The sequence below is a fragment of the Thiobaca trueperi genome (assembly GCF_004342175.1).
Classification (GTDB): Bacteria; Pseudomonadota; Gammaproteobacteria; order Chromatiales; family Chromatiaceae; genus Thiobaca; species Thiobaca trueperi.
In genome coordinates, this window is record NZ_SMAO01000011.1 from 18,456 (window position 1) to 31,898 (window position 13,443).

The window sequence follows — 13,443 nt, forward strand, 5'->3', positions numbered from 1 at the left end:
CCTGTCAATCTAAGCGCCCTGTCGCTCCTCACTCCGCGCTGTCGGTGCATACATTGACAAGACCCGCTTCAGGTTCAAACCGCTGATCGGTTTCACCAGAAAGGCGTCCACCCCATAAGACTTGGCCGCCTTGACGTTGACCAGGGTGGCATTGCCGGTCACCAGACAGACGAAGGTCTCCGGCGACCAGGACTTGATCTGCCTGAGCGCACCAATGCCATCCACGCCGGGCATCTCGATATCCAGAAAGGCCAGATGCGGGCGTTGCCGAAAGAACAGATTCACGGCCTGCTCCCCGTCTTCCGCTCTGACCACCTGGCTGACGCCCTGCTGACGCAGCAACCCCACCAGCAATTTCTGCGACACGATCATATCGTCCGCCACCAGGGCTGTGGCGTCGGATAAGGGCGGACGTGACTGCGGCTCGAACCGTACCGGAGGCTGCCGGTCCAGGCGCAGCGCCGTCTCGTCCAGGGTGATGGCGTCGGCAGGCGGGGTCTCGTCGGCGGCCAGCCCGCGCCAGCACTGACGACGCAGAATCTCCAGTTGGTCCGGATCGCGTATGATCTGACCCCGTCTGGCAAGCAACACCCCACTGGCCAGATACAGTGGATAGGGCAGGGGTTCCCCGGCGACGATGTCCGTCGTGACCACGGGGGCCATCCAGGTTATGAGGGCCATAGCTTTTCCAAATCCTCGATCAACGAAGCGACCTCGATCAGATCGCCCCGCAGCAGTTGAAATTCCAGGGCGCCCGCCAGGCGGGTCAGCTCCGGCATGCCGAAGTTCGTCCCGACGCCCTTGATCTGATGGGCCTGAACGCGCAGGGTTTTCCAGTCCTGCGTCATGCGTGCATTACGGATGATCGCCATGCGCGCCGGCAGCTCGGCCAGGAATGCGGCATGCAGGCGTTGCAGTTCAGGGTCGTCATCCGGGATGCCGCCGGTCAGATCCGGCGTGGACTGAGCCGATTCGCCGGGCGGCAGATAGTGTGCCAGCATTTGAAAAAAGGCATCCAGATTGATGGGTTTCGACAGATAGGCATTGCAGCCCGCCGCCAGTGCCGCCTCGATATCAGACTGGGCGACATTGGCGCTGAGCGCCACGATCGGTTGATCGAAGCCGGTCAGCCGCAGCAGAGTCGTGGCGTCGAATCCATCCATGACCGGCATCTGCATATCCATCAGGACCAGATCGAATGCCTCCAACTGCGCCTTTTCGACTGCGTCCTGACCGTTTTCAGCGATCACGGGCTGGAGCCCGCAGCGCCGGACATACAGTGAAATCAGATCCTGATTGGCCCGATTGTCGTCCGCTACCAGCACTTTGCCCATGAGCGCCAGCGGACGGGTCGCCCGGATCGGACGCGCCGCATAGGCGGCGTCGAAGGACTGATTGTCCCAGACCAGATTCTCCGCCGCCTCCGGGCCGGTCGCCAGCGTCGCCACGAACATTGACCCCAGCCCCAGGGTGCTCGTTACCTGAATGTTGCCGCCCAGGAGTTCGGCCAGTTCTTTGGCGATGGACAGCCCAAGACCGGTGCCGCCGAAACGCCGGGTGGTGGAACTGTCACCCTGCGCAAAGGGCTCGAACAGGGTCGTGAGTCGGTCTTCCGCGATGCCGATGCCGGTATCCTGCACCGCAATCACCAGCTGCTCCAGTTCCGGGTTGAAGCTCACGATCAGACGCACCGTGCCGGTTTCGGTGAACTTGATGGCATTGTCCAGCAGATTGATGAGAATCTGTCTGACACGGGTTGGATCGGTGCGGATACGCAGGGGTAGAGGCGGGAGGTAATGCACCTCGAGTTCGAGGCTTCTGTCCTCATCGATTTTCGCCCGCGCAAGTTCCACCATTCCCGCCAGCAGGTCAGGCAGATAGGTCTCCAGATATTCCAGCTCGATCCGGTTGGCCTTGACCTTGGACAAATCCAGAATGTCATTCACCAGCGACTGCAAATGGCGACCGTTGCGGATAATGGTATCCACGGCATGGGCGCGCTCGGCCAGTGTCTGACGGCTGTCGATCATGGACTCGGCAAAACCGATGATGGCGGTCAGGGGCGTGCGGATCTCGTGACTCATATTGGCCAGAAACCGCGCCTTGGCGTGCGCGGCGTCTTCGGCCGCCTGCCGGGCCTCTTCCAGTTCCTGCTCGCGTTTCGCCTGACTCAGATCAGTGAACACGGCCAGATAATGCTGCGTTTCTCCCTGCTCATCGCGGATCGCCTGAATGGTGAGCCATTCGGGATAGATTTCGCCATTCTTGCGGCGATTCCACACCTCACCGCGCCAGTACCCTTGATCCATCAGGCTTTGCCACATCTGCTGATAAAAAACCAGCGGATGACGCCCGGACTTGAAGATGCCGGGATTGTGGCCTTTCACCTCCTCCTCGGTATAGCCGGTGATGCGGGTAAAGGCCGGATTGGCTGCCAGGATACGCGGCGTCGTATCGGTGACGATCATTCCCTCGCCGATCAGTGCGAACATCGATTCAGCCGACTGGCAGAGGCATTGCCTAAGTCTGTCGTCACGGCGGGCGTCGCTCATCGGATCCTCTGTCATCATGGGGTCGCGCCATCAGGCATTGCCGTAGCGAGATAGGCCGTCGATTGCATCTCGATCAGCCGGCTCACCAGCCGCTCATGGGCGAAGTCGATCAGACCCCCGCCATAAAGCTGTTGAACAGGTGCCGCCGCCGAGAGCACGAGCTTGATGCGCTGGTCATAGAATTCATCGACCAGATGGAGAAAGCGCCGGGCGGCGGCATCCTGTTGCGGACCCAGCACAGGCACGCCTGACAGCAGGACCGTATGGAATTCCTGGGCGATCTCGATATAGTCAGAGGCCGAGCGCGCCGTTCCGCAGAGCGCCGCAAAATCGAACCAGACCACGTCCATGCCGAGCCGGCGCACGGCAATCGTCCGGCCATTGACCTGAATCGCGCTGGATGCGACCTCATGACCGCCGGTGAGCCGCTCGAAATAGGCTGCCAGGTCGATGATGCCGGTATCGTCCTCCAGAAAAAAAACACCTGCCTGGGTCAGGGTACGCAGGCGATAATCGATGCCGCCGTCCAGTTCGAAGACCTGGGTGTGCGCCTTGAGCAGATCGATGGCGGGCAGAAACAACTGTCGCTGCAAACCGTTGCGATACAGTTCGTCGGGCCGGGTGTTGGCGGTCGTGACCAGGGTCATGCCGCGCGCGAAGAGCGCCCGCAGCAGACCGTGCAGGATCATGGCGTCGGTGATGTCGGTGACCAGGAACTCGTCCAGACAGAGCACCCGCACCTCCTTGCGCAGCCGGTCGGCGACGATCTCCAGCGGATCCGGCTGCTTGGGCAGCGTGGACATCACACCATGCACCTCGCGCATGAAATGATGAAAATGGATGCGTCGCTTGTCGGGGAGCGGCAGACCCTCAGCAAACCAGTCCATGAGGTAGGTCTTGCCGCGCCCGACGCCGCCCCATAGATAAAGCCCGCGCACCGGAGGTGGCCGGGAGAAACCTGTCCTGACCTGTTCCCAGAGTCCGCGACGCGGCGACGGCTCGTTGAGCAGCCGCTGATGCAGGGTGAGCAGCAGATCGCCCGCCTCCCGCTGTGCCTCATCGCGTGGCTGAAATGGGATCGTGGAACTGCTTTGATTCATTGTGGACGCCCAGATAATGTGACCACCAGACGCTGTCGATCCGTGACAGCGATGACGCTTTTGCATAGCATGCTAACCATCCTGCGACACCGGTCATCACCGGCACGCATCCGCCCCCGAGAAACCGATTCATGTTCAATAAAATCAAGCGTTTTTTGACCTCGCTCTTCCTGCCGGTCGATGCCGGTCGGCGCGGCGACTGCAACCGCTGCGGCGACTGCTGCAAGCTGCCCTATCCCTGCCCCTTTCTGCAATTCGATGCGGAAGGCTTGAGCCGCTGCGCCGTCTATCACCTGCGTCCACCCAGTTGCCGTAAATATCCGCGCATCGCGGCGGAGAATCTGACCACGCAGACCTGCGGCTTCTATTTCGTTGTGCCGGAGCCGGTCAGCCATCGTGTGCCGCCCCCCGTCTTTGAGCCGGCGCCCATTCAGGCAAAGATCTGGGCGACGGAAAAAACGGGATAACCGACCAGACATCCGGACGCCCGGCGTCAGCCTGACACGCCGCCGGACAGATAGTCACCGAGTCGCCGGATGCCTTCGTCCAGCTCGTGCAGATCGCGCGTGTAGGCGAAGCGGACATGACGCCCCGCCGCCAGCGCGCCGAAATCCTGACCGGGGGTGACGGCGACGCCGGCCTCTGTGAGCAGCCGGGTCGCGAAGTCCATCGCGTCCAGCGTGACCTGTGGGGGCAGCCCGGCGTAGAGATAAAAGGCGCCGGCGGGACGATTGGGGATGACAAAGCCGAGTTCGCGCAGCGCCGGCAATAACCGGTCGCGCCGCTCCCGGAAGGTCTCTCGCCGTTCCTCAATGATCGCGAGTGTCTCCGCGTCGAAAGCGGCCAGCGCCGCGTGTTGTGCGGGTGTATTGGTGGCGATGAAGAGATTCTGCGCCAGACGTTCCATCAACTCCACTGACGCATCGGGAGCGGCGATCCAGCCGACCCGCCAGCCGGTCATGCCGAAATATTTCGAGAAACTGTTGATGACATAGAGATCACGCGATTCGAGCGCGAGCGCGGTCTCATCGCACGCCTCGTAGATCAGCCCTTGATAGATCTCATCAACGATCAGCGCCGCCCCGCGTGCGCGACAGAGCGCATGGAGCCCGGCCAGCGTGTCCGCGCTCAGAACCGATCCGGTGGGATTGGCGGGCGAGGCGACAACCACCGCACGGATTCCCGGCGTCCAGGCTGCCGCCGCACGCGCGGCGGTCAACTGGAAATCATCCTCCGGCCCCAGCGGCGCCGCGACCGGCTCGACGCCCATCAGCCGCAGCACCTGTCGATAGCAGGGATAGGAGGGATCGCCGATCAGCACCCGGTCGCCCGGCTCCAGCAGCGCGGCGAACACCAGTTGCAGCGCCCCGGACGCGCCGGGCGTCACCAGAATCCGCGTCGGCGCGACCGTCACCCGATAGCGTTGCCCATAATAGTCCGCGATGGCCTGGCGCAATGCCGGCAGACCCGCCGCTGGCGTGTAATGGGTCTGTCCCGCCGCGAGCGCCCGCTGTCCCGCCACCAGGATCGGCGACGGGGTCGGGAAATCCGGCTCGCCGATCTCCAGATGGACGATGGAGCGCCCGGCGGCCTCCAGGTCGCGCGCCTGGGCCAGCAGACGCATCACATGAAAGGGTTCGACCGCCTCGGCGCGTGGCGCGAAACGACGGTGGCCGATCCCCTCGACACCGGAATGCATCCGGTCGAGCACCGCCAGATCGCCCCGGGCCTGTTCGCCCGGATCACCGACCAGCGCCTTGAATCCGCACATGCAACGACTCCACATGGTGTGAGCGGCCTGCACGTCATGGCCGCGAGCGCGAAGATTACCCGACACGAGACCCCCGCGCATCGTTTGCAATCTGTAATATGGTTGCCCCCCGGACGCCAATCTGGTACTTAAGGGCGCCTTTCGCGGCGCGGTCTCTTAAAACGGGGTGTCCACGCCGCAAGCGTTCCACAAAAACAGAGCCTTCGGGAGACATCAATGGCCGAAGCAAGAGCACAAGAAGTCGCGACGTTCGGATTCGCACCCTACAACGCTGACAGTGACGAGGAATACATGAATGCCGCCCAGGAGGAGCATTTCCGCGCCATCCTCCTGGACTGGAAGCAATCGCTGATGGAAGAGGTGGACCGCACCGTCCATCATATGCAGGATGAGGCGACCAATTTCCCGGATCCCAATGACCGTGCGACCCAGGAATCCGAATTCAGCCTGGAGCTGCGCACCCGTGACCGGGAACGCAAGCTGATCAAAAAGATCGACGAGGCACTCGACCGCATCGACGAGCACGAGTACGGCTATTGCGAGGCCTGCGGCGTCGAAATCGGCATCCGGCGTCTGGAGGCGCGACCCACGGCGACCCTCTGCATCGACTGCAAGACGCTCGACGAGATCCGCGAAAAGCAGCGCGGCTAAACGGCTTCCGCTCTTTGCGCCTTGACGGTTCAAGCTAACGGATGCGGGGCGACTGGTTGAATGCCCGACTCAGCGCCCGTATCGACCAATGGCTATCGGGGGCGCTTCGCGCCCTCTCCGACCGGTTCACTGCATCTTGGCTCGCTGCTCGCAGCGGTCGCCAGCTACGCCGATGCCCGCGCCCATCGCGGTGTCTGGCTGGTGCGCCTGGAAGACCTGGATCGCCCGCGTGAGGTGCCGGGCGCGGCTGACGACATCCTGCGCACGCTCTACGCCTTCGGTTTCCGCTGGGACGAACCGGTCGTCTTCCAGCGTGATCGCACGCACGCCTACCAGGCCGCGCTGGATCGACTCACGGCACTGGGTCTGACCTATCCCTGCGGATGCAGCCGCGCCGAGATTGCCCGGCTCGGCCCGCCCGGCATCGATGGCCCCATCTATCCCGGTACCTGCCGTGGCGGACTTCCGCACGGACGCCATCCACGCACCATCCGCTGCCGCACCGATACGCAGCGCATCGATTTCAGCGACCGGATTCAGGGCATGCAGAGTCAGGTCGTCGGAGACAGCATCGGCGATTTCGTCCTGCGTCGCGCCGATGGGATTCACGCCTATCAGCTCGCTGTTATCATTGATGACGCCTGGCAGCGGGTGACGCATGTGGTGCGCGGGGCGGATCTCCTGCTCTCGACGCCCCGCCAGATTCTGCTTCAGCAGGCACTGGGACTGCCTCAGCCGGATTATGCCCATGTGCCGCTGCTGGTGGATGACGCCGGACGGAAACTCAGCAAATCGCTCGCCGCCGCGCCGGTCGATCCGTCCAGTCCGCTCGCGGTGCTGAAACGGGTGTGGACACTGCTGGGTCAGGAGCCGCCGCGCTCAGATTGCTCGCTCAGTGCATTCTGGCAGCAGGCCATCGCCCGATGGCGGATTGAACGGGTGCCGGCCAGCTCGATGCTTCATTTTCAGCTCGAACGGACTGAACGCCATGATCAATATCAAGTGGGATGAAAAATATTCAGTTGGACATGCGCGGATCGATCACGAGCATCAGGTTTTCGTCGATCTGATCATCAATGTCTCGCGCGCGGAAGATCGGCACTCATCGAAAGACCGTGTCATGCGTCTCCTGGTCGAGTTGAGGAAATACGCCGAATTTCATTTCTACAGCGAAGAAAATATCATGCTCGATCATGATTTCCCGGAATATGAGACGCACAGACAGGAACATATCAGACTGCTGTGCGAGCTTGACCGGCGGTTTCATGACTATCGGCTCGATGCCGCGACCTTAAGCGAGCTTGTCGATTTCCTGTTTCAGTGGTTTGCCCTGCACACCACCTGCTCGGATAAAAAACTGGCGCATCACATTGCATCCACCGGGGAGCACACGCCTTCTTCATGAGATTGTGCCTTCTGCGCGATCCGGGCGCAGACGGCTTTTCCAGGAAGCGTTCATGATTTGCCAGGATGGCTCTGATACGCATCCAGGTAGCGTTGAATCGCCGCGAACATCGAGATCGCGGTTGCACAGGCGATCTCCTGCTCGTCAGCCGGACAATGCGCTTCGGCAAACTCAAGAAACTCATCCCATCGCTGGTGCGACAGACTTCCGTAGCCGCTGAAAAAGGCTGTCGGCAGATTGACCAGCGGGAGTTCCTGAAGGATTCGCGCAATGACCTGACCGCCACGCTCCGATCCTTCCAGGGTGTAGAGCACGCCAACCAGGGCGCCGACCGATTGCGGGACCGGGAAAAAGTCCACGGCGAGCCGAATGGGCGTGCGTCCGAGCGCCGCCAGATCAGACTCAAGGGCCGGTATCTGGCGGCGTGGAGAATAATCGAAGGGCAGGGGATGTTTGCCGAGAAACGCCAGAATGCCCTTTTCGGCATAGGTGTGGACGCCGTGAAGCGCTTCGAGTGCAGCACCATACCCATCTAGCGAGAGACCCGTTCTGACCAGCGGCGCCAGCAGCGGGTGGTGATCGAGGGCGTGGTGAGGCAGGCGGGTCGCCTGTCGGAGACGACGGTGCAGCTCGGAAGATGATGGGGTACTCGTCATGTTCACTGCCTGGTGTGGTATCGAATTCAGTCGCGATTTAAGATGTCCGGCAACCCGATCCAAACCCCAGGTACGGCCTCCATGAGCGAGCTTTCACGGCAAGGGTTTCTGACCGAATGCGAGCGCGAGCAGTTGCATCATGCGCAGGCGATCCAGCCCAATGGTGCGCTGCTTGGCGGGATGACGGGCGATTCCCGGCTGCGGTTTGCGAGCGTCAATCTCGCCGACTGGATCGGCTATCCGGCCGAGGCGGCCTTGGGGCGGTCACTGGTCGAACTCTTGCCGGATTTTCCGCCATCGACCGACATCCCGGCCGATGCCTGGATGCATCCCGCCACCGGCAAGAGACTCTATCCGGATCTGTGCAGCGGTCCTCGCGGCAGCCTGGACGGACTGCTCTCCTGCAACGGGCGCAACTGGCTGCTGGAGCTGGAGACCGCGCTGCCTGCCTCACAGCAACGGGAAGCCTACCGTCCGGTGACGCATCGTCTCTATCGGATGCCTTATACGGAGACCGACTGGACGCGCTACTGTCAGTATCTGGCAGACGAGCTGCGTGTCGCAAGCGGTTTCGAGCGTGTCATGATCTATCGCTTTCGTGACGATGGCTGTGGCGAAGTCATCAGCGAAAGTCTCATCGACGGACTCGCCCCGTATCTTGGATTGCGCTATCCGGCCTCGGATATTCCGCAGATTGCGCGGCAGATCTATCTCAGCAATCGTCATCGTCAGATCGCGGATGCGGAGGCAATCCCGGTGCCGATTCTGGCTGACGAGGGCGTGCTGGCGGATCTGACCCTGTCAGACCTGCGGGCGGTGTCGCCGGTACATCTCGACTATCTGAAGAACATGGGGGTGACGGCGTCGTTGTCGTTTTCGCTCGTGCTGAAGGAACGACTCTGGGGGCTCATCGCCTGCCATCACCGCCTGCCGCGCGCCCTGCCCTTGCCGGTACGCGAGCGCTGCGCCGATCTGGCGCAGGTCTTTACGCTGGCCATCAGCGGTTATCAGAGCACCCGCAGCCTGCTGGATATCGGCCAGAGCGACGACGCCATTGCGCGCCTGATCGATGCGCTGCATCAGACCGATCTCCGCCGGCGGCGCGGCATGGGTCACGCCGAGGATACTGACCCGATGCTCGGCGAGGCGCTGCTGGCCATGGTTGGCGCGACAGGGGCGGCGCTGGTGGAAGACCGGAGCATCGTGTCTTTCGGGATCACGCCGGATCGGGCCGCCATCCGTGCCCAGGTCGATTGGCTGCAACGCCAGGTCAGTGCCCCGATTTTTGCCACCCACGCGCTGTCGCTGGTCTTTCCGCCTGCTGCGGCCTGCGCTGATTGCGCCAGCGGTCTGCTGGCGGTTCGGGTTGGCCGTTTCGCGGAAACGAACGAGCGCGCCTTTCTCTGGTGGCGTCCGGAACAGCCGCAGGCCGTTTATTGGGCGGGTGATCCGCGTAAGACCAATCTCTTTGATCCGCAACGCCAGATCCTGTCGCCGCGCTCATCCTTCGAACGCTGGATCGAGACCAGTTCCAGCCACTCGGAACCATGGAGCAACGCCGATCTGCTCTGTGCCAGAAAATTCCGCAGCCTGGTGCTGCATGACATCTATGCCGAGATCCTGCGTCGGTGAGCAGATTATCCCGCCTGTTGCGAGAGTCGCGCCTGGATGGTCACCCGGGCGAGCGTCAGGTCGGCGAGATTGTGGACCTGCATTTTTTTCATGATGCGTGCGCGGTGAAACTCCGCCGTGCGGACGCTGATTCCGAGCTCTTCGGCCACCATGCGGTTGGTCTGTCCGGCGGTGATGCAGTGGAAGACCTGGCGTTCGCGTGCTGTCAGGTCATGAAAGCGCTGTAGCAGGGCATCCTCGTCCGAATCCGCGTCCGGCTCGGATGCCGGCGTGTAGTCGCGCAGTGTATTCTGGATCAGATCCAGTAGCGCCTGATGGTTCACCGGTTTGGTGATGAAATCGACGGCGCCAAGCTTCATCGCGCGCACCGCCATCGGTATGTCGCCGTAACCTGTGATCAGAATGGTTGGGATGGCGATACCCGCCTCGCGCAAATGTTCCATCAGCGCAATGCCGCTGATGCCGGGCATGCGGACATCGGCCAGCAGACACGCGGGACCTGATTGTTCCAGAACCCCCGACTCCAGCAGATCTTCGGCGCGGGCAAAGGCGCTGGCGTGAATCTCCACCGATTCCATCAGCATGCAGAGTGCATCGCGCAATGCGGGATCGTCATCGACAATGTAGGTGATCGGTTCGGTGTGCATTCGATCCATTTTTTGCATGGTGGTGTGGATAGCATCGGGGCAATCGCTGTTTGCGCCTCGGGGCGATTGCCAAACCAAGCCATGATTGTGGGCAATAAGGTGGTTTCTTGGCAATCCCTGGAACGATATCGATGACCGCGTATGCCGGCGCGGTTCAGGACTCAGCCATCAGGTTCCGCGAAACAGCTCGCGCAGGCGATCCATGGCTGCGCCGGCAAGCTGCATCTGCTGATCGATCCCGCTTAACGCTTCGCACAGACGATTCGTGTCGCCCCCCAGCTTTCTGGCCAGATTACGCGCCGCGACGGCATAACAGCCAACGGTATTCAAAGGCTGGGCCAGGTCATGCATCAAGGAGGCGGCGGTCGGGCCAATGGCGTCGAGCTGATGGCCCCGTTCCGCGTCGGTCACGTCGTGCCTGACTGTTTGCATCAGGTTGGGAACCGGCTGCGGTGACGGGCACTCTGCGGCGGCCCGGAAAGGGTCCGGCCCGGACGCCCCCGCTTGCGGATCGCCAAACGCCATCAATAGCGAGTCAAGGACGTCGAGCGGCACTGGTTTGACGAGATGGTGATCGAATCCGGCCTCCAACGAGTGCTGCCGATCCGTTTCCTGACTTCTCCCTGTCATCGCAATCAGTGTGATGTCCTGACAGTCAGGGCGCGCACGGATGCGGCGGGCCACCTCGTGGCCATCCATGCCGGGCATACCGAGATCGAGGATCACCAGATGTGGCCGTTGTTCATCCAGCAGCGCCAGGGCCGATAACCCGTCATAGGCGATCTGGATCCTGCCGCCCTTGAGTTCAAGGAGCTGGGCCAGACTGTTTGCCGCGTCCCGATTATCATCGACCACCAGAATGCGACAGTCCGCCGCAAGATTCAGCCATGCGGGGAGCGCGGCGGTCGTGGGCTTCGCCGACGGCGTCCGCTCCTGCTGCGGCGCCAGCGGAAGCTGGACCACCAGCTCGCTACCCTGTCCTGGTCCGGGGCTGTGCGCCTCAACCTGTCCTCCATGCAGCTCGATCAGGTTTTGCACCAGCGACAATCCAATCCCCAGACCGCCATGGACCTGCAACTGATCTGGATCGCCCTGCCGGAAGAGGTCGAACACGCATGGCAGGAGATCGGCGGGGATCCCCATCCCCGTATCGCTCACCGCTATCCGCACCGAATCGTTCTGCTGTCGGGCTTCGATACGGATTTCGCCTCCATTGCCTGTGTATTTGGTGGCATTGTTGAGCAGGTTGCCGAAGACCTGGGCCAGACGCATCGGATCGGCCTCCAGCCACAGCGGCTGCGACGGCTGACTGACGGTGAGCCGCTGACTGGCTGCTTCGACCAGCGGACGCACCGTCTCCACGGCGCTGTCAATGACGGTCGCCAGTTCCACCGGCTCCTTGCGCAGTTCGATCTTGCCACGGGTGATGCGTGAGACCTCCATCAGGTCATCCACCAGCCGCACCAGGTGGGCGAATTGACGCGCCATGACGTCCTGTGCATCGAGGGCGATGGGATCGGTGAGGTCTCGCACGCGCAGGATCTCAAGCGCATGGAGGATCGCCGCGAGCGGATTACGTAATTCATGGGCGAGCGTGGCCAGAAAAGCGTCCTTGCGCTGATCGCTCTCGCGCAGCTCGCGGGCGGATTGCGCCGCCTGCTCCTGGGCCAGCATCGCCTGATTCATCAAGTCGAGCGCCTCGGCGCGGGAGGCGAAGATCGCGCGCTGTTGCTGTTCGAGCTGGGCGACCAGCGCCTGATCGGCCTCCAGCCGGGTCAGGTCGGTGCCGACCAGACAGATGAGCGGTTCCTGCGGGCGGTCAAGCCGGCTGGCCCAGAGGTGCAGCGGCACGGTCGAGCCGTCCGCCGCAAGAAACACCACGCGGTCATCCGCGATCCCTTCGGGAGGGGTCGCCAGCAGTGCATGCAGTCTGCCGACATCCCGAGGTACCACGAATGCGTCGAGTCGGCAGCCTGATAGCGTGTTGCGTGGTCGCTTGAGCAGGGTGGCGGTGCGTTCGTTGCAGTAAAGCAGCAGACCGTCCGGGGTGACGGCCAGACCGGCCTCGTTCATGGTCTCGACCATCAGACGATGCAGGTTCTCGGTTTCCATCAGCGAGAACACGCGATCACCCTGACTGCCGCTGACAATAATGGCATCGACCTCACCCTCGCGAATCGCTCGCAGGGTTTCTTCGGCTTCGTCGAGGCGCGCCCGCAGCGCCATGTTCTCGGCCTGGAGCCGGGCGATACTGGGGCGGCTGGCCGGGTGTGGCATGGGGCTAGCCTCGGGAGCCTGTGCCCCTGGCCCGCAGATCCAGCCCCACCAGGACGCGCTGTTCGTCGGCCATATCGCCAATCAGGCGGCGTAGCGGCAGGGGCAATTCTTTGATCAGTGTGGGCGCGGCGACGATCTGTTCGCCTTTGGCCAGGGTCGGGTGTTCGTAGATGTCGATGATCTCCAGCTCATAGCGACCCTGGAGATGTTTCTCGCAGATCTCTTTGACCGAGCGGATGGCGACCATTGAGCGCGGCGTCAGGCTGGCGATATAGAGCCGGAGGATGTAGCCGGCGCTGCCACAGGCCTGGGCGGCGGCCTCGAAATTGCTCCGGTCGTCATTCCTTTGGACCGATCCTGACGAATCGGTTTCGTCCCGAGGCGTTCTTGCGGTCATGGCGGACTCTTGGTTGATGAGCGAAGATTCAGCCTCGCGGGCGCAGATCCAACCCGACCAGCACCCGATCAGTATTCGAGAGATCGCCGATGATTTTGCGTACTGGCTCGGGCAGTTTGCGCACCAGGGTGGGCACGGCAACGATCTGATCGCCCCGTGCGAGTCGTGGATTCTCGATCAGGTCGATGATCTCGATCTCATAACGTCCGGCGAGATGGGTCTCGCACAGGTCTTTGAGGTTCTGGAAGGCCTGAATCGAGCGCGGACTCTGGCCCGCGACATAGAGACGCAGACACCAGCACTCGGCGCCCTGATCCGGGGCAGGCGATTCCGTGGCGGCAGGCTTCATGATTCA

The 13,443-nt window shown here is 62.4% G+C and carries 14 protein-coding genes; 5 read left to right on the forward strand and 9 right to left on the reverse strand.

Features of this window, described 5'->3' with window-relative positions; all coding sequences use genetic code 11:
• Positions 1-9: 9 nt before the first annotated feature.
• The 3 genes from EDC35_RS16850 to zapE all read right to left on the reverse strand — a co-directional run bounded on the left by EDC35_RS16850 (position 10) and on the right by zapE (position 3,652).
• Positions 10-681: a response regulator gene (locus EDC35_RS16850; protein ID WP_132978436.1), complete on the reverse strand. Its 672-nt coding sequence runs from the start codon at positions 679-681 to the stop codon at positions 10-12.
• Entirely contained in the window at positions 669-2,492 is a 1,824-nt protein-coding gene (locus EDC35_RS16855) for a PAS domain-containing hybrid sensor histidine kinase/response regulator (protein WP_165903464.1), read from the reverse strand. Before EDC35_RS16855 ends, EDC35_RS16850 begins: the two co-directional genes overlap by 13 nt.
• 74 nt (positions 2,493-2,566) lie before the next feature.
• Positions 2,567-3,652 (reverse strand): cell division protein ZapE, encoded by a 1,086-nt coding sequence (gene zapE, locus EDC35_RS16860; protein ID WP_132978438.1) that lies wholly within the window; start codon positions 3,650-3,652, stop codon positions 2,567-2,569.
• Between the two features lie 131 nt (positions 3,653-3,783).
• Between zapE and EDC35_RS16865 the strand changes: the two genes are divergently transcribed.
• Positions 3,784-4,119, forward strand: coding sequence for a hypothetical protein (locus EDC35_RS16865; RefSeq protein ID WP_132978439.1), 336 nt, complete (start codon positions 3,784-3,786; stop codon positions 4,117-4,119).
• A gap of 26 nt (positions 4,120-4,145) precedes the next feature.
• Here EDC35_RS16865 and EDC35_RS16870 read toward each other — a convergent pair whose 3' ends face one another.
• A complete protein-coding gene (locus tag EDC35_RS16870; protein WP_132978503.1) occupies positions 4,146-5,351 on the reverse strand; it encodes an aminotransferase class I/II-fold pyridoxal phosphate-dependent enzyme in 1,206 nt (401 codons plus the stop codon).
• Between the two features lie 288 nt (positions 5,352-5,639).
• Between EDC35_RS16870 and dksA the strand changes: the two genes are divergently transcribed.
• Genes dksA through EDC35_RS16885 form a run of 3 tightly spaced genes read left to right on the forward strand, consistent with a single transcriptional unit; the run spans position 5,640 to position 7,479 of the window.
• The gene (gene dksA / locus EDC35_RS16875) at positions 5,640-6,074 is read left to right on the forward strand and encodes an RNA polymerase-binding protein DksA (protein WP_132978440.1); all 435 of its coding nucleotides are present in this window, start codon (positions 5,640-5,642) and stop codon (positions 6,072-6,074) included.
• A 60-nt stretch (positions 6,075-6,134) separates the two neighbouring features.
• Complete coding sequence (gluQRS, locus tag EDC35_RS16880) at positions 6,135-7,085, forward strand: tRNA glutamyl-Q(34) synthetase GluQRS (protein ID WP_132978441.1); 951 nt, start codon at positions 6,135-6,137, stop codon at positions 7,083-7,085.
• Positions 7,063-7,479 (forward strand): bacteriohemerythrin, encoded by a 417-nt coding sequence (locus EDC35_RS16885; RefSeq protein WP_132978442.1) that lies wholly within the window; start codon positions 7,063-7,065, stop codon positions 7,477-7,479. The genes gluQRS and EDC35_RS16885 overlap by 23 nt, the downstream gene beginning before the upstream one ends.
• Positions 7,480-7,529: 50 nt before the next feature.
• Here EDC35_RS16885 and EDC35_RS16890 read toward each other — a convergent pair whose 3' ends face one another.
• Positions 7,530-8,135, reverse strand: coding sequence for a biliverdin-producing heme oxygenase (locus tag EDC35_RS16890; RefSeq protein ID WP_132978443.1), 606 nt, complete (start codon positions 8,133-8,135; stop codon positions 7,530-7,532).
• Between the two features lie 81 nt (positions 8,136-8,216).
• Between EDC35_RS16890 and EDC35_RS16895 the strand changes: the two genes are divergently transcribed.
• Positions 8,217-9,767 (forward strand): GAF domain-containing protein, encoded by a 1,551-nt coding sequence (locus EDC35_RS16895; protein ID WP_132978444.1) that lies wholly within the window; start codon positions 8,217-8,219, stop codon positions 9,765-9,767.
• A gap of 5 nt (positions 9,768-9,772) precedes the next feature.
• Here the strand turns inward: EDC35_RS16895 and EDC35_RS16900 are convergent, their stop codons facing one another.
• From EDC35_RS16900 to EDC35_RS16915, 4 genes are all read right to left on the reverse strand, one after another.
• Positions 9,773-10,414: a response regulator transcription factor gene (locus EDC35_RS16900; RefSeq protein WP_132978445.1), complete on the reverse strand. Its 642-nt coding sequence runs from the start codon at positions 10,412-10,414 to the stop codon at positions 9,773-9,775.
• A 168-nt stretch (positions 10,415-10,582) separates the two neighbouring features.
• Positions 10,583-12,691, reverse strand: a complete 2,109-nt coding sequence (locus EDC35_RS16905; RefSeq protein WP_132978446.1) for a hybrid sensor histidine kinase/response regulator — start codon at positions 12,689-12,691, stop codon at positions 10,583-10,585.
• Positions 12,692-12,695: 4 nt separating this feature from the next.
• Positions 12,696-13,088 carry a circadian clock KaiB family protein gene (locus EDC35_RS18910; protein WP_132978447.1) on the reverse strand — a complete coding sequence of 131 codons (393 nt, stop codon included), beginning with the start codon at positions 13,086-13,088 and terminating at the stop codon, positions 12,696-12,698.
• Positions 13,089-13,116: 28 nt separating this feature from the next.
• Positions 13,117-13,437, reverse strand: a complete 321-nt coding sequence (locus EDC35_RS16915; protein ID WP_132978448.1) for a circadian clock KaiB family protein — start codon at positions 13,435-13,437, stop codon at positions 13,117-13,119.
• Positions 13,438-13,443 lie beyond the last annotated feature (6 nt).